At 63.4% G+C, this 24,353-nt stretch carries 24 protein-coding genes and 1 pseudogene; 6 read left to right on the forward strand and 19 right to left on the reverse strand.

Going from position 1 to position 24,353, the window contains the following annotated elements; genetic code table 11:
• The first annotated feature begins 43 nt into the window (after window positions 1–43).
• The gene (locus ASG84_RS21100) at window positions 44–439 is read left to right on the forward strand and encodes a fluoride efflux transporter FluC (RefSeq protein WP_057478942.1); all 396 of its coding nucleotides are present in this window, start codon (window positions 44–46) and stop codon (window positions 437–439) included.
• Window positions 436–801: a CrcB family protein gene (locus tag ASG84_RS21105; protein WP_057478943.1), complete on the forward strand. Its 366-nt coding sequence runs from the start codon at window positions 436–438 to the stop codon at window positions 799–801. Before ASG84_RS21100 ends, ASG84_RS21105 begins: the two co-directional genes overlap by 4 nt.
• Window positions 802–813: 12 nt before the next feature.
• Here the strand turns inward: ASG84_RS21105 and ASG84_RS21110 are convergent, their stop codons facing one another.
• From ASG84_RS21110 to ASG84_RS21140, 7 genes are all read right to left on the reverse strand, one after another.
• A complete protein-coding gene (locus ASG84_RS21110; RefSeq protein WP_057478944.1) occupies window positions 814–1,368 on the reverse strand; it encodes a YdcF family protein in 555 nt (184 codons plus the stop codon).
• 71 nt (window positions 1,369–1,439) lie between these two features.
• On the reverse strand, window positions 1,440–1,646 hold the full coding sequence (locus ASG84_RS21115) for a hypothetical protein (protein WP_032376182.1): 207 nt from the start codon (window positions 1,644–1,646) through the stop codon (window positions 1,440–1,442).
• Between the two features lie 77 nt (window positions 1,647–1,723).
• Window positions 1,724–2,458, reverse strand: a complete 735-nt coding sequence (locus ASG84_RS21120; protein ID WP_057478945.1) for a MerR family transcriptional regulator — start codon at window positions 2,456–2,458, stop codon at window positions 1,724–1,726.
• Window positions 2,459–2,570: 112 nt separating this feature from the next.
• Window positions 2,571–4,094 carry a flavin-containing monooxygenase gene (locus tag ASG84_RS21125; RefSeq protein WP_057478946.1) on the reverse strand — a complete coding sequence of 508 codons (1,524 nt, stop codon included), beginning with the start codon at window positions 4,092–4,094 and terminating at the stop codon, window positions 2,571–2,573.
• Window positions 4,091–5,011, reverse strand: a complete 921-nt coding sequence (locus tag ASG84_RS21130) for a hypothetical protein (protein WP_057478947.1) — start codon at window positions 5,009–5,011, stop codon at window positions 4,091–4,093. Before ASG84_RS21130 ends, ASG84_RS21125 begins: the two co-directional genes overlap by 4 nt.
• Window position 5,012: 1 nt before the next feature.
• Window positions 5,013–5,891, reverse strand: a complete 879-nt coding sequence (locus ASG84_RS21135) for an SDR family NAD(P)-dependent oxidoreductase (protein ID WP_057478948.1) — start codon at window positions 5,889–5,891, stop codon at window positions 5,013–5,015.
• A complete protein-coding gene (locus ASG84_RS21140; protein ID WP_235581770.1) occupies window positions 5,888–6,895 on the reverse strand; it encodes an alpha/beta hydrolase in 1,008 nt (335 codons plus the stop codon). Before ASG84_RS21140 ends, ASG84_RS21135 begins: the two co-directional genes overlap by 4 nt.
• 112 nt (window positions 6,896–7,007) lie before the next feature.
• On the opposite strand from ASG84_RS21140, the gene ASG84_RS21145 reads away from it, so the two are divergent.
• On the forward strand, window positions 7,008–8,096 hold the full coding sequence (locus tag ASG84_RS21145; RefSeq protein WP_082521142.1) for a ferredoxin--NADP reductase: 1,089 nt from the start codon (window positions 7,008–7,010) through the stop codon (window positions 8,094–8,096).
• Between the two features lie 16 nt (window positions 8,097–8,112).
• On the opposite strand, the gene ASG84_RS21150 is transcribed toward ASG84_RS21145, so the two are convergent.
• Genes ASG84_RS21150 through ASG84_RS21160 form a run of 3 tightly spaced genes read right to left on the reverse strand, consistent with a single transcriptional unit; the run spans window position 8,113 to window position 11,165 of the window.
• Entirely contained in the window at window positions 8,113–8,790 is a 678-nt protein-coding gene (locus ASG84_RS21150; protein WP_057478949.1) for a TetR/AcrR family transcriptional regulator, read from the reverse strand.
• On the reverse strand, window positions 8,787–9,608 hold the full coding sequence (locus ASG84_RS21155; protein WP_057478950.1) for an alpha/beta fold hydrolase: 822 nt from the start codon (window positions 9,606–9,608) through the stop codon (window positions 8,787–8,789). The genes ASG84_RS21150 and ASG84_RS21155 overlap by 4 nt, the downstream gene beginning before the upstream one ends.
• A 21-nt stretch (window positions 9,609–9,629) precedes the next feature.
• Window positions 9,630–11,165: a flavin-containing monooxygenase gene (locus ASG84_RS21160; RefSeq protein WP_057478951.1), complete on the reverse strand. Its 1,536-nt coding sequence runs from the start codon at window positions 11,163–11,165 to the stop codon at window positions 9,630–9,632.
• A gap of 510 nt (window positions 11,166–11,675) precedes the next feature.
• On the opposite strand from ASG84_RS21160, the gene ASG84_RS27165 reads away from it, so the two are divergent.
• Entirely contained in the window at window positions 11,676–12,266 is a 591-nt protein-coding gene (locus ASG84_RS27165; RefSeq protein ID WP_082521119.1) for a CsbD family protein, read from the forward strand.
• A 54-nt stretch (window positions 12,267–12,320) separates the two neighbouring features.
• On the opposite strand, the gene ASG84_RS21170 is transcribed toward ASG84_RS27165, so the two are convergent.
• The 5 genes and pseudogenes from ASG84_RS21170 to ASG84_RS21190 all read right to left on the reverse strand — a co-directional run bounded on the left by ASG84_RS21170 (window position 12,321) and on the right by ASG84_RS21190 (window position 16,544).
• Window positions 12,321–12,617 (reverse strand): hypothetical protein, encoded by a 297-nt coding sequence (locus ASG84_RS21170; protein ID WP_057478952.1) that lies wholly within the window; start codon window positions 12,615–12,617, stop codon window positions 12,321–12,323.
• Between the two features lie 105 nt (window positions 12,618–12,722).
• Window positions 12,723–13,688, reverse strand: a complete 966-nt coding sequence (locus ASG84_RS21175; RefSeq protein WP_442971012.1) for an alpha/beta hydrolase — start codon at window positions 13,686–13,688, stop codon at window positions 12,723–12,725.
• A gap of 318 nt (window positions 13,689–14,006) precedes the next feature.
• Window positions 14,007–15,314, reverse strand: a pseudogene (locus ASG84_RS21180) (NAD(P)/FAD-dependent oxidoreductase).
• A gap of 128 nt (window positions 15,315–15,442) precedes the next feature.
• Window positions 15,443–16,066 carry a DUF305 domain-containing protein gene (locus tag ASG84_RS21185; protein ID WP_057478954.1) on the reverse strand — a complete coding sequence of 208 codons (624 nt, stop codon included), beginning with the start codon at window positions 16,064–16,066 and terminating at the stop codon, window positions 15,443–15,445.
• An 82-nt stretch (window positions 16,067–16,148) separates the two neighbouring features.
• Window positions 16,149–16,544 (reverse strand): DUF6153 family protein, encoded by a 396-nt coding sequence (locus ASG84_RS21190; protein ID WP_057478955.1) that lies wholly within the window; start codon window positions 16,542–16,544, stop codon window positions 16,149–16,151.
• 151 nt (window positions 16,545–16,695) lie between these two features.
• On the opposite strand from ASG84_RS21190, the gene ASG84_RS21195 reads away from it, so the two are divergent.
• Complete coding sequence (locus ASG84_RS21195) at window positions 16,696–17,574, forward strand: universal stress protein (RefSeq protein WP_057479075.1); 879 nt, start codon at window positions 16,696–16,698, stop codon at window positions 17,572–17,574.
• Window positions 17,571–19,955 carry a phosphoketolase family protein gene (locus tag ASG84_RS21200; protein ID WP_057478956.1) on the forward strand — a complete coding sequence of 795 codons (2,385 nt, stop codon included), beginning with the start codon at window positions 17,571–17,573 and terminating at the stop codon, window positions 19,953–19,955. The genes ASG84_RS21195 and ASG84_RS21200 overlap by 4 nt, the downstream gene beginning before the upstream one ends.
• Window positions 19,956–19,966: 11 nt before the next feature.
• Here ASG84_RS21200 and ASG84_RS21205 read toward each other — a convergent pair whose 3' ends face one another.
• From ASG84_RS21205 to ASG84_RS21220, 4 genes are all read right to left on the reverse strand, one after another.
• Window positions 19,967–20,851 (reverse strand): universal stress protein, encoded by an 885-nt coding sequence (locus tag ASG84_RS21205; protein ID WP_057478957.1) that lies wholly within the window; start codon window positions 20,849–20,851, stop codon window positions 19,967–19,969.
• The gene (locus ASG84_RS21210; protein ID WP_057478958.1) at window positions 20,848–21,690 is read right to left on the reverse strand and encodes a universal stress protein; all 843 of its coding nucleotides are present in this window, start codon (window positions 21,688–21,690) and stop codon (window positions 20,848–20,850) included. The genes ASG84_RS21205 and ASG84_RS21210 overlap by 4 nt, the downstream gene beginning before the upstream one ends.
• Window positions 21,691–21,797: 107 nt before the next feature.
• Window positions 21,798–23,504 carry a sensor histidine kinase gene (locus ASG84_RS21215; protein ID WP_057478959.1) on the reverse strand — a complete coding sequence of 569 codons (1,707 nt, stop codon included), beginning with the start codon at window positions 23,502–23,504 and terminating at the stop codon, window positions 21,798–21,800.
• On the reverse strand, window positions 23,497–24,168 hold the full coding sequence (locus tag ASG84_RS21220; RefSeq protein WP_057478960.1) for a response regulator: 672 nt from the start codon (window positions 24,166–24,168) through the stop codon (window positions 23,497–23,499). Before ASG84_RS21220 ends, ASG84_RS21215 begins: the two co-directional genes overlap by 8 nt.
• Between the last annotated feature and the right edge of the window lie 185 nt (window positions 24,169–24,353).

The following is a 24,353-nucleotide window of genomic DNA, read 5'->3' on the forward strand; positions in this document are numbered from 1 at the left end:
TTCCGATCGGCCGACTGGCTCGACTCCCATTAGGCTCGCTTCGGTGATCGAGGGACTGCAGGGAGCGGACCGTCGTCGTTCGATCGGTGAGTACCTCGCGGTCACCGCCGGCGGTGCGGTCGGTGCGGCGATGCGGTACGAGGTCTGGACGTGGCGCGTCACGCCGCGATGGCTCTTGATGAGCACGTTCGGCGTCGATGTATTCGGCTGCCTCGTCGTCGGAGCCGCCCTCGGTTATCTGTCGGGACGACCTGCCCCGGTTGCTCGCGCGGGAGTGTTCGGGCTGGCGTGCGGGTTCACCACGTTCAGCCTGTATGCGCTGCAGGCGGTGACGCACCGCGGTGCATGGAACTCGGTGGTGTACCTCGTCGCCACTCCTGTCATCGCATTGATCGCCATGGCCATCGGCGCCGCTGTGACAAGACCGAGCAGCCGATGACGACCATCGTTCTCGTGGCCATCGGGGGCGCGCTGGCGGCACTTCTCCAGTTCGTGTTCTCGTTCGCGATCACATCCCGCCGTCGGTTGTCCGCGCTGAATCTTCTGGCATGCGCAGCGCTGGGGTCGGTCTTCGCGATCGATCCACCGGACGCTCTCCGATCTGTGGTCGGCGTCGGCTTCCTGGCCTCGGTGGCACCGATGGCGGCACTGGTATCGGTCACGATCGGACTCGCCCGACGGCGGCGGTATCGGAGTGCGGCAACCTTTTTCGTCGCAAATGTCGTGGGAGGTATCGCTGCGGCGATGTTCGGATTTCTGGCCTGGAAGTCGGGCGTCACGCTCTACTACAAGATCGGGTGAGCCCCACCGGGGTCAGTCGCCCGCCGAGTCCTGGCACGATCCCTGCACGCCGGCCTTGACGAACCCCGCAAGTTGATAGAGGTACGTGAACTCCCATTCGACGAGGGAGAAGTCGTAGGCGCGTGGCGTCGGACGCATCGTGACGGTGCCGTCGAAGCACTGATCGAAGATGTACCGAGCGCGCGGTAAGTGGTAACGCCACGTGACGACGATGACGTGATTCCACCCGCGCTCGCGGGCGAGCTCCTCGGTGAACATCGCTTCTCCGCGCGTGGTCGACGGAATCGGCGGAATGCACAGCACCTCGAACTCGGCGGTCGAGGCCGCGCAGGCCTTTTTCATGGTGGGGTCGCTGGATCCGTACGGATCCGAGAGCACCACCGTCTTCGCCAGACCCTGCTGAGCGAGAGAAATGCCGTAAGCCTCGCGCCCGTCGTGCTCGCCGCCGAGTACCACGATGGCATCGGCAGTGGTCAGTGGATCGACGCGGGCTTTGGTGAACGCGATGTATCCGCCGACGCCCACCAACGACACCAACACAACCGGGATCGCGAAGGCGAGAAGCATCGACAGGCGTCCACGGAACACCCCACCAGGTTAGGGAAGGTGTTCCGCGTCCGCGCGGTCAGAGACTCGGATCACTCACTCGGCTGCGGAACCGTGACGTTGCAATCTGTGACCTCGGGGTTGACGCCGAAGTAGTTGAGCGGTCCTGCGACGACGGTCAGGGCAATGGTGCCCGCGCCTGCGCAGTTGTCGGGTGCGCTCTCGAAATCTCCGCGCTGGTACGACGCGAATGCGCCGATGATCAGCCAGACGAGAACGATCAACGTTACGAACCTCATGGTGCCCCCTTAGGCGGTCAGCCGCCGTTCGGCTGTCGAGAGCTACGTATGTCCGATTGTCGCAGTCGGCAAACCATTCACTCGTTCTGCCTGGACAGCGTCTGCGACAGATAGTCGCTCAGAGCTTGTTCCTGAACGCGGTCGAGGGCGCGAGCCAGCTCGGCCTGCGCAGATTTCATCGCCAGACTGCGCATCTTCTCGAACATCTCGGTCGTCTCGGCCACCTCCCCCGACTTGGGAAGCCAACCCGGTCCGTGTTTCGCGGCGAGATGGTCGGTCACACTCCGCACCATCGACTCCGCGATGGCATTCATCATCGAGGCGGTCCGCTCGTGCTGGTCGAGTAGGTGTTCGAGAGTGAAGCCGTACTGGCTCAGATCGACGAACACCTCGAGGAGAGTGGGGTCGAGGATCTCGGCCTGGTCCCCGTCGATTCTGATCAGTTGCGCGTCGATCAGTCGGGCAACGATGTCGTTGTTGTCCTCGCCGAGAAATTCCGCAATCAAGTCGACAGGAATGGTGGTGGTTTCGGCCGAGGACCACTTACGAGTCACGATTTCCTGCAGACCCAGGATTTCCTCCAGGTCCTTGCCCTGCTCCCAGCCCGAGAGGAAGTCGGCGATGTGCGCCGAGGTGAACCCACGTTGGAGCAGAGAATCGATCACCTTCAACCGCGTCAGGTGATCGTCACCGTAGATACCGACTCGTCCTCGGAGGGTGGGTGGCGGCAGGAGGCCTCGTTCCTGGTACGCCCGCACGTTGCGAGTGGTCGTCTTGGCCTCTCGGGCCAAGTCGTCGATTCGATATTCCACCGAGCTCCCTACCTCCGCCGCGCGTCGACCCACAGGATATACGTCGACCACGCGGCAGAAGGGGGAGCCGGAGCCCAACGTCACCGCAACGAGAAGTGTGCTCGCGAGCGATTCAGGAGTGGGCGACGGCCCGTGCCGGTTCCCGCGGCAGATCGACGCGGCGCGGAACCATGGTGAAGTCTCTCTGTTCGACACCTCTGAGTTGGTTGACGTACTGGGTGGCGAAGCCCGGGAACATGGTGGCGTTGAAGCCGTCCTCGGTGAGATACCAACTGCTGCAACCGGAATTCCAGGTCGTCTTGGCCAGTTTGCGCTGCATCTCCTCGTTGTAGGCATCCTGGACGTCCTGGCGCACATCGGCACTGTGCAAATCTTTCTCGAGCACCAGGGAGATCGCCTCGACGATGTAGTCGATCTGTGCCTCCATGTACACCAGAGCAGAGCTGTGTCCAGGTCCGGAATTGGGACCGAACGTGAAGTACATGTTCGGATATCCCGAGACCGCAATGCTCTTGTACGCCTTGGCCCCTGCGCTCCATTCGTCGGCCAGCACGCGGCTGTCACGGCCGGTGATCGGTATGGGCGTCCCGGTGTTGGAGACGTCGAATCCGGTGGCGAACACGATGGCGTCGAACTGATGCTCGACCCCTTCCACGGTTCGAATACCCTTGGGCGAGAGCGTTGCGATCGGCCAGGTCACCAACGTGCAGTTCGGCTTCTGCAGTGCCGGGTAGTAGTCGCTGGTCATCAACAGTCGTTTGCAGCCGGCCCGGAACCGGGGTGTCAGCTGTCGCCGTAGCCACGGATCGCGAACCTGCTGACGCAGATGGGCACGACCGGCCAGTTCGACGATGCGCGTCAACGGGGTCTTCCATACGACACCGAGGGCAACGGACTCGTGGCCCCAGAACCACAGCGAACGCGCCAGGGTCTGTGTCTGCGGGTACCGGGCGTATCGACGCTTGGTGCCTGCCTGCACCTTTCGATTGATTCTGGGCAGCGTCCAACCCGGGGTACGTTGGAACACCTTGACCGTATCGGCGATCTTCACCAGTTCGGGAACGATCTGCACCGCGCTCGCCCCGGTTCCGACGACGGCGATCTTCTTACCCTTGAAGTCGTAGTCGTGATCCCACCGAGCACTGTGGATCTTGCGCCCCTCGTAGGTGTCGATGCCGCGAATGTTCGGCAGGCTGGCATTGGCGAGTGGGCCCGAGGCCATCACCACCGCACGCGCCCGAACATCGGGGCGCCCGTCGATGCTCAGGTGCCAATGCCCGGACGCTTCGTTCCAGATTATGTCGACGACGTTGTGTCCGAAACGTATACGCGATTCGATGTCGAACTCACCGACCATCGTGTGGATGTAGTCGAGAATCTCGCCGCTACCGGAGTAGGTGTGCGACCAGTTGGGATTGGGCGCGAAACTGTACGAGTACAACCTGGACGGTATGTCGCAGGCTGCGCCCGGATAGGTGTTGTCTCGCCAGGTTCCACCGACCGCGCTTCCACGTTCCAGGATGGCAAAATCCTCGATTCCACTGTTGCGCAGCCGGATAGCGGTGCCGACTCCAGCGAATCCCGCACCGACGATCACCGCGTCGAGTACACCTTCGCGTACGTCGAACTCGCTCATGCGACGGGCTCGTAGGTCAGTTCCTTCGCCCAGGTGGGCTCGGAATTGAGGGTCTTGCTCGGGTACCGGCGAGTGAGCTTCACCAGGCCGTCCGCAAGTACGTGGTACGGGTGCTTGCGGTTGATGACGATACTGCTGTGCCACTGCACGAATCGATACATCGGCACGCGCAGCGCCTCCGGGCTACGCTCCCCGACACTGCGGAATCGCTTCATCGCGGTGTACAGACGCTGCTCGTCCACGCCCATCTCGACGATGTTGTCGCGCATCTTGTTCAGCAGTGGGATGTAGCGCAGCAATCCGACGATGAGGGCCGGGTTCATCCACGCACCGATGGTCTCGACCACCAGCTTGCGCATCCGGGAATGCCCGAGCAGTTCGATGACGGCGAAATCCACTGCAAGATGTCGAGATTCGTCGGAGTTGATCTTCTTGAACACTGCCTGACACACCGGATCGTCGATCTCGTCCATGATGAACTTCACCAGTGCACCGTCCAGCGCCACCTCGAGCATCGGTATGACGGTGCCCAGCACGGTCAGAGACAGCCCGTCGGAATGCTTGTCGAGCCAATCGATCACGAGCTTGACGTTGATGTTGGGCTCGGGCATCCGATCGCCGTCGAGCATGCCCCAACGCCGCATGAGAGCGAGTTCGGCGTTGGCGTGCTTCTGCTCCTCGGCGTGAAAGTAGCGATAGATCTCGGCAAGCGTCTCGTTCGGAGCCTTGAGCGCCATCGCCGCGAAGCCGCGAGCACCCACGTTCTCGATCCACATCAGATCGGACATGAAGGGCTTGAGTTTGGCGTGCAGTTCGGGGCTGATGGTCTCGGCTCCCGGGCCGTCCCAATCGATGTCCGCCAATGCCCACTGACGGTCCTTGATCTTGGTCAACATGTCTTCGAAATCCATTGCCATGTCAGGCTCCTGTGGTTGTCGAGGTGAGGGATTCGTTCTTCGCCGGCTGCTGCTCGGCGGGCATCACGCGATTGAGCAATCCGAGAAAGCGCACGTACACGGCGGGCAGCAGTCTCTTGAATCGCCAGACGGCTTTGGCGTCGAACTGGGGCACGACGTAGAGCCGACCCTTGTCGAAGGCGTCGAGGGTTCGGGCAGCGATCTTGTCCGGTGAGCGTCCGGTCCAGCGCATCGCGAACTCGGCCAGCCGTGACGAACTCGCGGTGATCCGGCCGTCGACGGCAACGTTGGTCTTGACGAACGTGGGGCACAGGACCGACACCCGCACACCGGAACCCGAGAATTCCGCTGCCATCGTTTCCGACAGGCTCATCACTGCGGCCTTACCCACGTTGTACGGACCCATCAGTGGCGCAGCGGCAAAGCCGGCGGCGGACGCGACGTTGATGATGCCGCCCTCGCCTGCGGCGCGCAGTCCAGGGGTGAACACCTCGCAGCCGTGGATCACGCCCCACAGGTTGATTCCCAGTGCCCAGTTCCAGTCCTCGAAACCGATGTCGCCGACGGGCTTTCCACCGATTCCGACGCCGGCGTTGTTGATCAGCACCGTGGTCGGTCCGTCGAACTCGATGCCGGCACGCAGCGCCAGTTCCTCGACGTTCTCGCGTATCGACACGTCGCACTCGACGGCGTATCCGGTAGCGCCGAGAGCGTTCACCATCGCGACTGTCTCCTGCGCACGCGGCAACGAGATGTCGGCGCACATCACGACGCCTCCGCGACGAGCCAGCTCGAGTGCGAACGCGCGGCCGATGCCACTGCCCGCGCCGGTCACTACCGCTCTCGACGCGTACGAGGGTTTTCCGGTCTTGCTTCTCATCGGCTTAACTGTTCCTTCGACTCTTGTTGTACAACAGTGGTTTCGAGTACATGTTCGATAAACTCGGCGGCATGCTCGAGCGCGTCCGCGGCCTCCGGTATCAACCTCGGGAGAGCTTGGAACACGTGCATCTGGTCGGGCCAGATCTCGAGTTCACTTCGCCCGCCTCCCGCCTCGATCATGGAGTGCAGGTGCCGAGCGTCGCCTCGCAACATCTCGGCTCCACCCACCTGAATCAGGCTGGGTGGAAAGTTGCGCACGAGTGCGAGATCGAGCCGCAGACGCGGGAGATTCGCATCGTGGCCGTCGGTGTACAGCGCCACGAGTCCCCTCGCTGCCTTCGCTGAAATCATCGGGTCCTTGCGCGTGCGCTCCATCCGCGCCGAGAGCTCGAAGTCGAGATCGATCAACGGCGAGAACAGCACCATCGCTCCCGGTTGCGGCGTGCCGGTCCGGTCGTTCTCGATGATCAGGTCGGCGGCCAGGTGTCCGCCGGCGGAGTCCCCGGCGATGACGATGTTCGCTGCGTCGTACCCCTGACTCAGCAGCCAGCGGTACGCGGCCTCGAGGTCGTCGGCCGCAGCTGGAAAGGGGTGTTCAGGAGCCAGTCGGTAGTCCACCGTGAACACCGGCAGGCCGGTCGCGGAGGACAGTCGGGAAGTCAGACCACGATGCGTTCGCGCCGAGCAGATGACGTACGCGCTGCCGTGGATGTAGAGAATTACCCGTGACCCAGGAGTCAGGCCGGGTGCACGCACCCACTCGCCACGAACCGGGCCCTCTGCCACGAGGTCCACTCTCGTGCCTTCGAGGACGGGACCGAAGAGGTTCATCGAGGTAGCGACGAGGCGTCGGGAGAACTCGATGCCGCCGCGGGACGTCGGCAGCAGGTTCGTCATCGGGCGCAGAGTCAGCCGAGTCATCAAGGAAGCCAGACGAGTTCGCCGCGAACCGGCGCTGAATGCGCCGCGAGGCAAGCAGTGGTCGTCGGTGGTCGGAGTCACGACATCACCTTCACCCTCTATTCGCCATTTGTCAATGGCCTATTAATTAGTGGCGAAGTGTGCAACAGTAACGTCCAGTACCGAAAGCGCAAGGGAGCGAGCACACGTGACGATGTTCAGGAGCGAATCATCGGCAGAGCCGGATACGTCTGCCAGCGGTCCCGAGGACAGAATCTTCGAGTTGGAGATCACCGACGTGACCCGTGAAACCGAGGATGCGATCTCCCTCGGCTTTGCGATCCCCGAACACGGAGAAGCACTTTTTCGGTACGAACCGGGGCAATTCCTGACCCTCGAGATTCCGTGCACCGACGGCGGTTCGGTAGCCCGCTGCTACTCCTTCTCCAGTTCCCCGGCCCGTGACTCGCTTCCCACCGTGACCGTGAAGCGAATCCAGGACGGTCGTGCATCACACTGGTTGCACAACAACGCCGTTCGCGGGATGCGACTGAAGGCCTTGAAGCCGTCGGGCATGTTCGGACCCGAGAGCTGGGACGTGGATTTTGTCCTCATGGCCGCCGGCAGCGGGATCACACCGATCATGTCGATCATCGAAACCGCCCTGTTCCGGCACGACAATCGGATCACCCTCGTCTATGCCAACCAGAACCGGGACTCGGTGATCTTCGGGGAGCGACTGACCGAACTACAGTCTCGTTTTCCCGATCGTCTCGACGTGCACCACTGGTACACCTCGGAATCGGGGCTACCCAACGCTGCCGGACTGGCCTCGATGACCACCACGGTTCCGGCCGAATGCGAGGCATTCCTCTGCGGCCCTGCGCAGTACATGAACGTCGCCGACGAGTGGCTCACCCGCACCGGCACGACGGCGCACAGAACCCATCGCGAGGTGTTTTCCTCCTTCGACGCCAATCCGTTCCACGACGTCGGCGCGTCGATCTCCGACGAACCGGGCGCACACTCCGTCGACGCTCAGGTCGAGATCGATGGAATGGAGACCGAGTTCGCCTGGAATGCGGACACGAAGCTGCTCGACCGGCTCCTCGAGTTGGGCCTCGATCCGCCCTACGTGTGCCGCGAAGGAACCTGCGGCGGTTGCGCTTACACGCTCACCGAGGGCACTGTGACCATGCTCGCCAACGAGACGCTCGACGAGCACGAGCTGCAGCACGGCGTCCGATTGGCCTGCCAGTCCGTGCCCGATTCCACGGCCGTTCGTGCGGTGTTCGACCGCTGATGCCGCAGGAGGTCGCTCAGCCCTCGAGCGTCAACGAGTGTGGCTCCGAGTTGAAAGTCGCGACGGATCCCGCAGCGCGCGCAATCCCTGCGATTCCACCCCAGACCATCATGGTGAGGTAGTCGACGAGTTCGTCGGCCGGCATGGTTCGGTCGAAGATCCACCAATGCGACGCCAATCGGACCGCTCCGATCATGGCGAACGCGATGGGCATCGAGCCCGCCGTCGAGAACTCGCGCTCTCGAAATCTGTCGGCGATGACGGTAGCCAGCAGGTCTGCGATCAGCCCTTCGGCCGCGGTGATGATGTCTTGATTCCCGCTGACCGCGTTGTTGGCGTGCACGTAGATATAGATATCGGGATCGGTGGCGACCGTCGTGACATAAGCCTGGATCACGGCGCGGGTGAGCTGGTACTCGTCCAGGTCCTCGGAGATCGCGTCCTGGATCCGCGGCACCAGTGCGGTCTCGACGTATCGAGCCATCGCAGCGTCGGCGAGACCCTTTTTGTCCGCGAAATGTTTGTACAGAACGGTTTTCGAGACACCGTTCGCTGAGGCGATGTCATCCATACCCACGTCGTGTCCGTGCTCACGAATCGCTGCCAGCGTGCGATCGAGCAGTTCACGTCGCCGGGTGATTCTGTGATCTCGCCATCGGTCGCTTCGCCCGTCGACCTTGACCGCCACGCTCATGCCGACTGCGATACCGCTCGTGATCCCCTCAGAAGAATCGACGCCACCAGCTCGGGATCGTCCGACATCGGGACGTGCCCGAGCCCCGGGTACGTCGTCACTTCCGCCTGCGGAAAGGTTCGACGCACCAGCGGTGCCTGATACACCGGCAGAACCAAGTCACGACGGCCCCACGCGACGGTGACGGGAACGGTCTCGTCGACCGGAACGCTGAAGCGAGGCACTGCATTTCCGGCTGCGTCGATCGCGCGGTTGGTGGTGATGCTGAGTGCGTCGATCGTGGCCGTCGCTGCGGGAACTCGCCACGGCTTGGCGTAGAACACGCCGTTGGCGATTGTGCGTCCGATCACCGAACGCATGATGGTGGGCGCGACCGGACTGATGACTCGCGACAAGGCCCGCAGCAAACGGAATACGAGCAGCGCCCGCGTCTGATCCCAGTGGCCGCGAAAGAAGCCGGCCGGAGAGAGCGCGGTGGCCGAGGCGACCGAACCGCGCGCTGCGAGTTCGAGGGCGAAATATCCGCCCAGCGAATTACCGGCCACATGCGGCTTCTCGCCGTCCACGGCCACGAGCTCGAGGAAGCGCTCGAGTTCGGCCACGATCCAGGGACCGAGATCGAATGCTTCGGTGGGCAGTTCCGGTGAATTGCCGTGGCCGGGCAGATCCACCGTCACCACGCGCCGGTGCCGGGCCAGTGTCTCGACGACACTGTCCCACGCATGTTGCCGGTGAACTATGCCGTGGATCAGCACCAGGGTCGGTCCCTCACCGCGGATGGTGTGTGCCAGCGCGGAACCGTCGATCTCGAAAGTCATTGCGATCCAATCTCTTCTCGTCTACCCGGTGCGGGCGTCCACCGATACAGGACCGGCCACCGTCACAGGTACGGTCCGCCCGAACCTCATCGATTCCGTCAGATCGTCGAATCGCGCATCGATTCTGTCGAGAATATAGTTCTGACGCACCGACCAGGGACGCTCGGTACCCGACTTCGGTAGCTCGTCGAGCGAGCGGGTGACGTATCCCGATGCGAGGTCGACAACGGGCCGAGATTCCACGGGCTTGCCTGCCCGGTCCGGTATCGCATGGGTGAAACCGTGAGAGCGCATGTACACGAGCAGTTTTGCCACTGCCTGAGCCGTCATGTCGGCTTTGAGCGTCCACGATGCGTTCGTATACCCGATGCACCAGGCCACGTTGGGTACGTCTTCGAGCATGTGGCCCTTGTAGACGAACTTGTCGTGCGCCTCGAACGGCTGTCCGTCCAGTGACAGCGCGATACCGCCGAATGCCTGCAGCTTCAGGCCCGTTGCGGTGACGATGATGTCGGCGGGGATCTCGTCGCCCGATTCCAGCAGGATGCCGTCGGCGGTCACGCCGGCGATGTGGTCGGTCACCACGGTCGCGCGACCGGAGCGAATGGCCTTGAACAGATCGCCGTCCGGCACAACGCACAACCGCTGGTCCCATGGGGCGTAGGTGGGGTCGAAGTGCTTGTCCACGTCGTATCCACGCGGCAGCTGTGCCTTCGTCATCGCCCGGAACACCCTGCGGGCCGTCTTCGGTGCGCGTCGGCACAGTTGATACGAGCCGACCATCAACAGTGCGTTGCGCCACCGCAACGCGCTGTGCGCCAGGGAGTCCGGCAGTACGCGCTGGGTGAGCGTGGTGAACGGATCGGTCATCGGTAGTGATGCGATATAGGTCGGCGAACGCTGCAGCATCGTCACCGACGCGGCGTCGGCCGCCAGCGTCGGCACCAATGTGATTGCGGTTGCGCCACTCCCGATCACGACGACCCGCTTGCCGGAATGGTCGAGGTCCTCGGGCCACTGCTGCGGATGCACTACCTGTCCGGTGAACTCGTCCAGCCCGGGAAGATCGGGGGTGTACCCGCCCGAGTAGTCGAAGTAACCGGTGCACAGGAATACGAAACGGCTGCGGTAGGTCTTCGGAACGCCGTCCGACAACGTCTCGACGGTCCACAGGTCCGTCGACGAATCCCAATTCGCCGCGGTGACCGAGGTCGAGAAATGTGTGTGCTCGTCGATTCCGTTGGCGTAGGCGGTGTCGACGATGTAGTTGCGGATGTCCTCGCCGTGCGCGAGCAGGGTGTCTCCCTGCCACGGCGTGTGCGGAAACGAGAACGTGAAGATGTCGCTGTCCGAACGAATTCCGGGGTATCTGAACAGATCCCAGGTGCCGCCCGCCCGCTCGCGTCCTTCGAGAATCGCGTAGCTCAACTCCGGTGCCATCTGCTGCAGGCGATATGCCGCGCCGACGCCCGATATGCCGGCACCGATGATGAGCACGTCCTCGAAATTTTCGACCGAGCTGTCGACCTCAGGCCATTCACTTGTACTCACTGTCATGCCTCGCTGCCTCCCCGAGCATCCTCGCGATTCGACCAGTCGAATAGAAGACCGCGACCTACATCACACAATGTGCCATTGACGGATGGTTATGTCAATGGCAGCGTTAACCACACCCCGTAGACAGGAGCAGCCATGAACTACACGCACATGCCGAGACGCACCGCCATCACACCCGGAAGCGGTCTCCGATGACTTCCGTGGTGGTCGGTGTAGCGGGAGTCGTCGCGCTGATCCTGCTCACCTCGCGCGGTTCCGGCTTGGACTTCGACCGACGTTCCGTCTCGATGGCGTACGAGTCGGGTTCGGAGCGCTCTCGCCGTCGAACATGGAGGCTCCGTTCGAGGACGTAGGTACCCGTCGGGCCCGCCCGCCGATAGTGACCCGAAACACGCCCCGTCGGACGTATGTTTCGGAGCGTCGATTTCGACTCATACCTATCGGCGTCGTCCGCGACGCCCCCAGCTCCGGGTTGACCGGAGATTACCTACACGAAAGAGGTACGCACCGATGGCCGACTTCATCGACAAGGCTCAGCACAAGGCAGAGGAACTGGCCGGGACTGCGAAGGAGAAGGTCGGCGAGGCCACCGGTGACGACAGCCTCCGCGCCGAAGGTGCAACGGATCAGGCCAAGGCCAACACCCACCAGGCTGCGGACTCCGTGTCCGACGCGGCCGAGAATGTTGCCGACACCGCAGCCGACGCCGCCAGCGAGGCCAAGCACGCAGCCTCCGATGCAGCCGACAAGGCCGCCGACGTGGCCGAGGATGTCAAGAACACCGTCAAGGACAAGGTGCAGAACGTCGATGTCGACGACGTGAAGCAGAAGGCCTCCCAGGTTGCCGACAAGGCAGCCGACAAGGCCTCCGCCGTCGCCGACGACGTGAAGAACACGGTCCGCAATATCGACAGCGACGACGTGGCCCAGGCCGCGAAGGTCGGAACCCCGGTCATCGCTGCCATCGCAGCCGCAGCGGGAGCCGTCGCGTTCGTGCTGATTCGTCGTCGTAACCGTCGTCGCAGCGCCGCACACCTGTTCGTTCCGTCGAAGCGCACCACCCGCAAGCTCGCCAAGAAGGCACGCAAGCACAGCTTCTGAAGGTAGTCACGCGAAAGCCCCGCCTCGTCGTTCGAGGCGGGGCTTCGTGCGTCTCTAGAGCGGCTTCAGTGCCCGGCTGGGCACCCAATGCGTGACGGATTCACTGCGATCGCGTGACATCAGCTCGTACGTGACTCGGCCCAGCCAGTCGCCGTCCACGGTGATGGACCATTCGACCAGATCGCCCGGCACGACGCGTCGAACATCGAATCCTTCGGGGTTGAACTTCGACGCGTGGTGCGGCGGCAGTGGATAGAGGATGTTCAGGTCGATCCACACCTTCAGTGGTGGTCGGAGCAACTTGAAGGGGCGCACGGCGGACGCCGGTCGGGGTTGCGCGCGCCGTGCCATCGTTCGATCATACGTTCGATAGCCGCGTCGATCCACACACCCCGGAGACGAACAACGGCCCCTCACACGTGATGTGCAAGGGGCCGTTGTTCGGTGCTACGAGAGTCAGAGGCCGAGCGATCCCGCCAGGAACGGCCAGGACTTGTGCAGATCGTCCTGCCAGTAGCCCCACGAGTGGTTACCGACCGGACGGAAGTCGACGGTGGCCGGAATTCCGAGCTGATCGAGACGCTTCGCCAGGTTCGATGTGCAGAAGTTGGTGGCCACCTCGATGCCGCCGCCGACGATGACCTGGTTGGCGAGCGTCGCCGGGTCGTTGTTCAGGCGCGGGTTGGCAAAGGTGTCGTTCGGAATGCCGGGCAGGCCGCTGCCGGTGCTCATGTAGATCTGCGTGCCGCGGAGCCTCTCGGCGTTGAGCAGTGGATCGTTCTCGCGCCACACGGGCCCGTCGAGCGGTCCCCACATGTTTTCGACGTTGCCGCCGCCGTACGTCTCGACGACGAGCTTCACGAACTGCTGCCCGATCGGGTCCGACGTCTGTGCGCAACCGCTGTATGCCGCGACGCCGGTGAACTTGCCGGGGTACTTGATCGCGATGTTGAGGACCGAGGTGCCCGTCATCGACAGGGCTGCGAGCGACTGGCGACCGTTGGTGTCGAACTGGGCGTCGATCAGCGGGGGCAGTTCTTCACCGAGGAAGGTGCTCCACTTGTTGCTGCCGAGCTTCGGATCGTCCTGCAGCCAGTCGGTGTAGTAGGACCACTTGCCCTTCTGCGGGGTCACGATCCAGGCGTTCTTGTCGGCGAGGAAGGCCTCGGCGTCGGTCTGCGACTGCCACGAAGCCGAATCCTCGCCGCCGCCCGCACCGTTGAGCAGGTACAGCACCGGGCGCGACACGCTCTCGTCGGCGGGGCGCTGCACCGTCACCGGAATGGTGCGGTTCATCGACGCGGAGAAGACCTGGAGCTGAACCTGCTTGCCGTCGAGGGTGTTCACCGACTCGATGCGAGATCCGTTGCTCGACTGTGTCGTCGACGCAGGCAACTCGTCTGCGGACGCGACGGGCGTCATCAGCGCGGTCGGAAGAATCGCCACTGCGAGGGCGACGGCCGTAGCCGAACCGATTCGCCGGAAGCCGTGTCGTCGAGATCGTGGCACGCTGTTTCACCTTTTCGTCGAGTTACACCGGTCGAGTTTCTACATCGGCCGAGGATGAGGTGACGTTACCTCGAGCAAACGTCCCGAGCGTTATGGACCGGACGAATCCGAGACGCGATCGTGATGCTCGCGCTCGCGACCTCCTCGGCTGACCCGGACCTGGTTGTTCAGGATCGGCGCCCGGTCGCGGGATCCCGCCGAACGGCGCCGATCCTGAACCATGGGGTCCGGTCAGTTGTACGGCCTACGCGCCGTGGCCGGGTCGCCGTAGGTGATGGCGCGTTCGCGTCGGGTTCCGGTGGCCAGGGTTGCCGCCCAGTTGATCAACGTTCCGATGCGATTGCGGTTGCCGGCGAGGAATGCGATGTGGATGACGCCCCACGATACCCAGCCCAGGAATCCCGACATCTTCAGCGGCCCGGCCTGCACCAGTGCGTGTCCACGCGCGATGTAGGCCGCGGTGCCGAGGTCTCGATACTTGAAATCCGAACGTGCAGAACCGGATACGTCGGCCGCGATCGCCGCACCCGCAGCCTTACCGCCCTGCATGGCCACTTCTGCCACTCCGGCGAGTTTGTTCAGCGACATGATGTCTCCGACGACGAAGACGTTGCGGTGTCCCGGGATCGACAGGTCGAGCTCCACGGCGATGCGTCCCGATCGGTCCTGCTCCACGCCCATCGCGTCGGCGAGCTGCTTCACGAACGGAACAGCCTCTACGCCTGCGGTCCACAGCACTGTGTGAGTGTCGTAGCGAGTGACCGTTTTCGGTTCGGCCTTGGCCGTCACTTCGACGTCGGTGGCCGTGACGTCCGTGACGTGGACCCCGAGATGGGTTTCCACCCCGACGGTGTCGAGGGTCCGCTGCGCCTTTGTCGTCAAGGAGTCGGGGAACGATTCGAGTACGCGGTCGCCGCCGTGAAAGAGGAGTACCCGAGCTTCCGACGGGTGAATCGAGTCGAACTCCTTCGCCAGCGCCCGAGACGCGAGTTCCCTTATCTGACCGGCCAACTCGACGCCCGTCGGGCCTCCCCCGGCGACGGCGAAGGTCAGCCAGGGCCGACGCTCCTCGGCGGTGGGGAGAGACTCGGCCATCTCGAAGGCGGAGATCAGCTTTCGTCTGATCGCGAGGGCGTCGTCGAGGGTCTTCATGCCCGGTGCCCACTGCACGTATTCGTCGTGACCGTGATAGGCCTGCTGCATTCCGACGGCGACGACGAGGTAGTCGTAGGACAGCTCGAAGGTAGACCCGTCGAATCGGCTGGCCGTCACCACTCCGCCGTCACCGACTGTGGTCACGGACGTCGCTTCCCCCAGTGCCACGTAGACGTTCTTCTGTTTGCGCAGCAGGTGTCGTAGCGGGCTGGCGATCGAACCCTCGGACACAAGACCGGTGGCGCACTAGTAGAGCAACGGCTGAAAGACGTGCGAGGTACCGCGCTCGAGCACGGTCACATCGACGTCCTCGTTGCGGAGGCGTCGCGCGGCATGAAGCCCGCCGAATCCGCCGCCGAGGATCAAAACCCGTGGACGTGCCATCTGAACGTTCTCCCTCGGACCGACTGCAGAGATGGATTCTCCGGGTTGCCAGCGTACTCGAGCAGGCCCATCGCGACGCCAGTGCCGCACCCCCGATGAGAGGGTGCGGCCTTCGGTGTCGATGCAGATCAGCCGAGCAACTGCTGCATGGTGTCGATCTCCTGCTGCTGTGTGGCCACGATCGTGCGTGCCATCTCCTGCGCCTCGGGGTTGGAGCCGTCGACGATCTCGACGTTCGCCATCTCGATCGCGCCGGTGTGGTGCTCGATCATCATCGTCAGCCACTGGCGGTCGAATGCCGCACCCGACAGAGCAGTCAATGCATCCATGTCCTGCTGGGACATCATGCCCATGCCCGAGCTGTGGTCCATTCCGCTCATCTCACCCATGTCGGCCGAGGGTGCGGGCTGACCCCATTCGGCGAGCCACGCCGTCATCCGGTCCATTTCCGGTTGCTGCGCGGCTTCTATCGCCGACGCCAACGCCACGACGTCCGAATTGTCGGTGCGCCCCTGGACCATTGCCGCCATCTCGACCGCCTGCGCATGATGCGGGTACATCATCCGAGCGAACATCACGTCCGCGTCGTTGAACTCCACGGACGCGTCGGCCTGGGATGACGCCGACGCCGAGTTGGACGAGCCCATCGAGTGACCGTCCATCGGCATGTCGGAAGTGTCGTCACTGCAGCCGGCGACGAGGAATGCGCTCACGGTGGCAGCAGCCAGCGAAGCGACCAGTTTTGTATGCATGTGAATCTCCTTGCAAAAGTGCGGAATACAGGGATCTGGGTATGCCGATCCGCCGGTGGGTGTGCTTCCACCGGGCTCCCTGTCACACTCGCAAGGTCACCGATCTGTCCAACTCCCACAGAGTCCACGGCGGTGCACGCTCCGAGATGGCGTCGGTCCGCCCGCCGATACCCGCCTCCGACAAGAACGAGTCGACCACCTCGACACTCGTCGAAGGAACCGACAGAGTCGGCCACGACACCGTCGTTCCGGCGCACGGATGCATCATCTGGTGCGCGGACGGGCAGTCGGGCCTCGCTGCAGCCACCTCGATGGGTTCATCGTGGTGGGATACCGACGCCATGGCCGTGTGGTGGTTACCGGGTGACATCACCGGTGTCACCGAATGCATCAGCAACACCCCGAGGACCGTCAGCACGATCAGCAATCCGGTCGCCGAGGCAAAGCCCGGGCGACTGCGTCGGATCACTGACTCCATGTCACCGACGATAGCAAGACATACCCCCTAGGGGTAGTGGGCAGGGACTTCGGCCCCGCACCGAAGGACTTCCGCCTCTGTCGACGATGCGTCCGATCCAGCCATGCTCGGGGCGTATCGGCACACGACAGTCAATGGACGGGAACACATCATGAATGCATCGAGCCGAGTCGTCGTCGGAGTCGACGGATCTGCCACATCACTGGACGCGGTCCGCTGGGCAGCGCGCGAGGCCGTACGACGCCACGCCCCGCTCGAGTTGGTCACGTCGTCACTGTTCGCGCCGGGAACCTACGGCGATGCCATCAGCCTGCGGATCGGCGCGTTCGCAGATCCGGACGTCGAGGCCAAGCGGGTGCTGACCGCTGCGGTCGACGTTGCGCACAAAACCGCGGCAGGCAATTCTCTGATTCTCGACACTCGTCTCGAACATGGCTCGGCTGCACGCAATCTGACGCACTTCGATATCGCACCAGCCTTGATCGTCGTCGGTTCACGGGGCCTCGGCGAGTTCACCGGCGGGCTGATCGGGTCGGTCAGTACCGCCGTCGTATCGCACGCCACATGCCCTGTTGCAGTGATCAAGTCGAACATCGTCAGCGACGGTCCGGTCGTCGTGGGAGTGGACTGTACGTCCAACAGTCAGCCCGCGATCGGGTTCGCTCTGCAGGAAGCGTCGATGCGAGGCGTCGATCTCGTTGCCGTGCATGCCTGGAGTGATCTCGAGCTCGGCAGTGTTCTGACGCGCGACGAGGATGGGCCGTGGGCAGATTCGGAACTCGCCGAGAAGACATCGCTGGCCGAGAGCCTGGCCGGTTGGTCGGAGGACTACCCCGACGTCACCATCCGCCGGGTGGTGGTTCAGGACAGACCCGTTCGCGAACTGGTCCGCGCCGCCGAGAACGCGCAGCTGATCGTGGTCGGTAGCCGTGGCCGGGGCGGCTTCGCCTCTATGCTGCTCGGATCGACCTCACGCGCGGTGCTGCATTCGGTCGATGTTCCCGTCGTCGTCGTACCCACGAACCGATGACCGCGTCCACTACCGAGACCACTTACAGCTCCGACGAACTCGACGCAGATCTGCACTACTGGGCTGCTGCGAACTACCTGACGGTCGCCCAGATCTATCTGCAGGACAACGTGTTGCTGCGGCAACCACTGACGGTGGAACACATAAAACCCCGACTACTCGGGCATTGGGGCACCAGTCCGGGCCTGTCGATGATCTACACCCTGGTCAATCGCCTGATCTGCCGAACCGGTTCGGACTGGCTCTATGTGACTGGCCCCGGCCACGGCGGGCCGGCACTGGTCGCGAACACCTATCTCGAAGGCACGTACAGCGAGATCTATCCGAACATCTCACTCGACAACGACGGCGTACGTCGCCTGTGCCGCCAATTCTCCACTCCTGGAGGCATTCCGAGCCACGTGAGCGTGCAAACCCCCGGCAGCATCCACGAGGGCGGCGAACTGGGCTATGCCCTGATCCACGCCGCGGGTGCCGCATTCGACAACCCCGATCTGGTGGTCGCCTGTGTCGTCGGCGACGGTGAGGCCGAAACCGGTCCCCTGTCGGGTTCCTGGAAGATTCCGGCGTTCCTCAATCCGATCCGTGACGGCGCGGTGTTGCCCATTCTGCATCTCAACGACGCGAAGATCTCCGGCCCGACGGTGCTCGGGCGCAGCACCGACCAGGCGATCGCCGACTATCTCGGTGGTCAGGGATGGGCACCGATCTTCGTCGAGGGCGACGACCCACGAGAGGTGTTCCCGGCGTTGGAGTTCGCGCTCACCTACGCTCACGACGAAATACGGAGAATTCAGCATGCTGCCCGCGCCGGTGAACCACACCACGGCATCGAGTGGCCCGCGATCGTGCTGCGTACCCCGAAGGGTTGGACCGGGCCACACGAGGTCGACGGCAAGCTGATCGAGGGAACCCACTGGGCGCACCAGGTACCGCTGTCGGGCGTACGTGAGAACCCGGCGCATCTGGCGCAGCTCGAAGAGTGGCTGCTCTCGTACGATCCGCGATCGCTGTTCGACGAGGATGGCGCCCCGATGCACTCCATCCGCGAGCTCACTCCCACCGGAGAGGCACGGCTCGGGGCCACCCCGCATGCCAACGGCGGTCTCCTGCTGCAACCCTTGATCATTCGTGATCTGGAGCAGTACGCACTCACCGTCGAATCCCCGGGGCGCACCTCGCACGAGACGACCACCGTACTCGGAGGGATGATGCGCGACATCTATCTCGACAACGCGCAGCCTCACGGCGGCGGCAACTTTCGACTGTTCTGCCCCGACGAGACAGCCAGCAACCGACTTCAGGCCGTGTTCGAGGCGACCGACCGATGCTGGCAGCTGCCGACCACCGAGTTCGACGACGACCTTGCCCCCGACGGCCGCGTCATGGAGGTCCTCAGCGAGCATCTGTGTGAGGGCTGGCTCGAGGCGTACTTGCTGTCGGGTCGACACGGATTGTTCGCGAGCTACGAGGCTTTCGCGATGGTGAGTGTGTCAATGTTGATCCAGCACACCAAGTGGCTGCAGCATGCGAGCGCGCTCCCCTGGCGTGCGCCTGTCGCGTCGCTGAACGTGTTGCTCACCAGCACATGCTGGCGCAACGATCACAACGGTTTCAGCCACCAGGGTCCCGGATTGATCGATGCGGTGATCCCGTTGGCCCCCGAGGTCGTGCGTGTGTGGCTTCCGCCGGACTCCAATACGTTGTTGGCCGTCGCCGACCACTGCTTCCGCAGCCGAGGTCACGTCAACGTGTTGGTGGTCGACAAGCAGAGTCACCCCCAGTATCTGACGCTCACCGAGGCTCGCGCGTATGCAGCAGCCGGTGCGTCCCGCTGGGATTGGGCCGGTACCGAAGAGGCCGCGGAAGATCCGCAGATAGTGTTGGCGTGCGCCGGCGACGTTCCGACCGAGGAGACCCTCGCGGCGGCCGACCTGCTGCGTACGTGGACGCCCGGGCTACGGGTTCGAGTGGTCAACGTCATCGATCTGATGGCGCTGTTGCCCGTCGTCGATCATCCGCACGGATTCTCCGACACACAGTTCGTCGATCTGTTCACCGACGCAGTCGATGTCGTCTTCGCGTTTCACGGCTACCCACGCGCCGTGCATCAGTTGCTGCACGGCCGCCCGGACGCCCAGCGATTCCATGTTCGCGGCTTCATCGAACAGGGCACCACCACAACGCCATTCGACATGGTGGTGCTCAACAAGATCAGTCGGTACCACCTGGCCCTCGAAGCTCTCGACCGAGCGTCGAATGCACCCGAGGGCGCGCAGCAACTCCGGCAGTTCTGCGAGAACCAACTGACCCGGCACGACGCTTACATCCGGGAACATTTCGAGGATCTCCCCGAAATTCGGCAGTGGCGGTGGTCGTGATGGATCGGTAGCTACCCGCGGGCGATGATCAACGGACAGTCGACGCGGTGGGCCAGCGACCGAACGGTGGACCCGAGAAGGAGACCGCTGAACCCACCGCGTCCACTCGAACCCACGACGACGGCCTGCGCTCGTGACGCCACCTCGAGGATCCCCTCGGCCACGTTGCCGCGCAACACTGTTCGTTGCACCGCCACATCCGGGAACTGCTCGCTCCAGCCGGACAGGCTCTCTGCCAATACGGTTCGACCGTTCGACACGATCGCCTCGGATCTGTCACCGGCGGACGCGTCGGGCGACGAGATCAGTTCGTCCGTCGACACGTGGACTGCGACCAAATCTGCTCCCCGGAGCGAGGCTTCGTCGAATGCCAACCGAACCGCGTTCTGGTTGTGCGGCGACCCGTCGATTCCGAGGACAACAGGGCCTGCTGACGAATGCAACTCCACGCTTCCCGGCACGATGACCACAGGGCAGTGCGCTTGGACGGCCACTGCGGTGCTCACCGAGCCGAGCAGTTCGGCAAAGTATTCACCGTTACCGCGCGATCCCAACACAATCATCGAGGCACTGGAGGACTGCTCCAACATGGTCTGAATCGTCGGTCCCACAATCGATTCGCTCGTGATGACGAGCGTGTCCGGGTTCTTCACCGAACGTCGAGCAACCAGCGACGCCCAGGCGAGGATCGATTCTGCGGCTGTGTGCTCCTCGGAGCCGATGTGAGACGGCAACGCCACGAAGCTGGTGTACAGAGCCTTGACTTGGTAGGCGGACACCAGCTTCACCGGTAGCCCACGCAGCTCTGCCGCACGTGCCGCCCAACCGACTGCATCGAGCGATGAGCCGGAGCCGTCGACACCGACGACGATCGCTTTGGGGCCGACGGTCCTCATGCGTGCGGGACAACGAGAACGGGGCATTCTGCATGCCGAAGGACGGTGGTCAACGTGCTTCCCGGAACGCGATCACGCTCGTGGCCCAACACCATCAGCTGTGCGGTGTCGGACACCGCGATCAACTCCGATCCCGAGTCGGCCTCGGCGTAGACCGACGCCACCCGCACCGAGGGGTAGTCCGCACCGAAAGGTTCCAGTCGGACGTCCATCGCCGATTCGGGGTGCAGGCGGTCGACCGGACCGCTGATGGCGCTGGCCAGAATGGATGAAATCGCCTGGGTGTGTACCGCGAGCACACTGGCACCGCGCATCGCCGCTTCCTCGAATGCCTGCGCCACGACGACATCTGTCGCCGAGACCTTCGCGTCGCCCAATGCGGCGACGACTGCTCCGGAACGCTCGGCGTCGAAGGTTCGGACGATGGCCACGGGATGGTTCGAGCATTCGACGACCGTGTGCACCATGGATCCGAGAACCCATGCAGCAAGAGAGTTCTCGGTAGTGATACCCAAGACGGTCAGGCATGCCGATGCCGCTTCGGACAGCATGACTGTCTCCGGGCGTCCCTGCAGAACAACGGTCTCGACGACAACGGTCGGATCGCTCGACCCGGCCACGATCGCCGCCTGGTCCAACACGGTGCGGGCGTAATCGCCGTCCACATCGGGAGCGCCGTAGACTGTTTCGGGCTGAAGATGGGCCTGGATCACGTGCACCATTCGCAGCGACGTTCCACGGCCGCGCGCCTCGCGGACCGCGAAACGGACTGCGTCGAGTGCAGCCGTCGATCCGTCGATTCCGACCACGACGGGTCCGGTGGAAGGTGAAGTGTTCATAAGATGCCTCTCGATTGTGCGCGTCTACGACGAGAACGCTACGAGCGCAGGCATACCTGACACAGCAGTCCGAGGTCATCGGAACAAGTGACCAAGGTCGTCACCCGTCAGGGCAGCGGTACCGACCAGGTCACCTCAGTGCCGCTGCCGCAGGGGCCCGGTCCGATGTTCATCGACCCACCGCACTCGACGGCACGAGCCCCGAGGTTGGACAGTCCACTGTCGGTGGTGTCCTCGGGCATTCCGATCCCATTGTCCGACACCACTATTGCGAGCTCGTTTCCGACCGAAAGGGTAACGGTCACCGTGTCGCCCTGCGCGTGATGAACCACATTGCTGACCGTCTCACGCACAACGGCAACGGCGTGGTCGGCGAGCTTGGTGTCGATAACCGACAGGGGTCCGGATATTCGTACGACGGCGCGGATATCGACGTTCTCGGTGAGTTCGAGTACCGCCGCGTTGATGCGTTGACGCAACCGTGTCGCGGAGTGCGATGTGCTCTGCAGGTCGAAAATGGTCGTCCTGATGTCCTGCACCGTGTCCTGCAGGTCGTCGATTGTTCTGGACAGACGCTGCCGTAGGTCCGGAGACTCGGTGCGCTGCAACGTGCTCTGTAAAGACAAGCCGGCAGCAAAGATTCGCTGAATCACGTGATCGTGCAGGTCGCGTGCGATACGGTCCCGGTCGGAGAGCACCTCGAGTTGATGCATCCGCCGACTGGCGTCTGCGATCTGCATCACCAGCGCGGCCTGGTTGGCGAAGTTCGAGACCAGTTCGAGTTGGATCTCGTCGAACGGTCCCCGCCCCGCGGCGCGGAGAACCACCAGGACTCCACTGACGCCCTCTGCCACGCGGAAAGGTGAAATCATCGCGGGTCCGAATGCAGAGCCCAGTTCCTTGACCCCGTAGTCGAGTCGATCCTTCCGCAGCGGTGTTCGACGCCGAAAGGCCACACCCGAGCTCGAGCCCTCGATCGGAACGACTGCTCCGATCATGCGATCGGACGCGAGCCCCTCGCAGACCGTGACGACAAGTTGCGTGACGTCGCCGAACGCTTGGTCTACGTCCTCGGGAACCGCGATGAACGCTGCATCGGACCCGGTCAGGTGCAAGGACTTCCGTGCCACCATCTGCAGCACTTCGTCGATGTCCGTCCCGGATAGAAGCTCGGTGCCGATGTCCCGCGTTGCCTCCATCCATGCCTGACGTAGCCGCGAGTCCTCGTACAGTCTCGAGTTGTCGATGGCGATGCCGGCGGCGGACGCCAACGCCTTGGTGACGACCTCGTCGTCCTCGGTGAACTGTTTGCCACCCTTCTTCTCGGTGAGATAGAGATTGCCGTAAATCTCGTCGCGAACCCGAATCGGCACGCCGAGAAAGGTTTTCATCGGAGGATGATTGGGCGGGAACCCCACCGATTCCGGATGCGAGGTCAGATCTTCCAGCCGCAGCACTTTCGGTTGGTCGATCAACAAACCGAGCACCCCGCGGCCGGTGGGGAGCGGGCCGATGGCCACTCGGGTGTCCTCGTCCATGCCGTAGTCGATGAACGCACTCAACCCGTGCCCCTCGCCGCGCACGCCGAGGGCACCGTACCGAGCGTCGACGAGCTTGGCGGCCGATTCCACGATCGATCGCAACGTCACTTCGAGGTCGAGGCCGGAGGTGATGACGAGCATGGCGTCGAGCAGGCCGTCGGCTTGGACTCTGGCATCGGCGATTCGGCCGATTCTGTCTTGCACCTCGGCCAACAATTCACCGAGCCGGAGCTGCGGCAAAGACGATCCGGTGTCACCGTGCCTGTCATCCATTCCGCGGCCCCGAGTGCTTGTCGGTGGACTGAGCGGTGTCCGCAAGTTTGGACGCGTACACCGCAGCTTGAGTGCGCCGCTCCATCCCGAGCTTGGCGAGCAGCCGGGACACGTAGTTCTTCACCGTCTTTTCCGCCAGGAACATCCGAGCGGCAATCTGCCTGTTGGTGAGGCCTTCTCCCAGTAGATCCAGCAACGTGCGTTCCTGGCTGGTGAGGTGGTCGATCGGTCCGGGGGTCGCTGTTCCGGACCGTAGTTTGTCCATGAGTGCTGCTGCTGCACGATTGTCGAGCAGCGACCGACCGGAACCGACGTCCTTGATCGCTCGGGTGAGTTCCATGCCGGTGATGTCCTTGACGACATAGCCGCTCGCTCCCGCGAGTATCGCGTCGAGCATGGCCTGATCCTCGGTGAACGAGGTGAGCATCATGGTCTTGAGATCGGGTAGGCGATCGAGAAGTTCGCGGCACAGTTCGATTCCGTTGCCGTCGGGCAATCGAACGTCGAGTACGGCCACGTCCGGTCGCAGCGCGGGGATACGGGCGAGGGCCTGGGCGCAACTGCCCGCTTCACCGATGACCTCGAGGTCGGGATCGGAGTCGATCAGGTCGATCAGACCGCGTCGCACAATCTCGTGATCGTCCACCAAGAACACCGTGACCACGGCGGCACCTCTCAACTGCGTCCACAGTGGACGCCTCGGTTTCCGAGCCTACGGGTCGCGGGTACGGGCGGCGGGACCTTTCGTCATCGAAACAGGTGACCGAAGTCCTTTGTGTCGGTGTTGTTGTGCTGCCGCGCCCGATGCTGAGCGAGGGGTCTGATGAAGGATCCGACACACGACCGAGG

This window comes from Rhodococcus sp. Leaf278 (genome assembly GCF_001426085.1).
Taxonomy (GTDB): Bacteria; Actinomycetota; Actinomycetes; order Mycobacteriales; family Mycobacteriaceae; genus Rhodococcoides.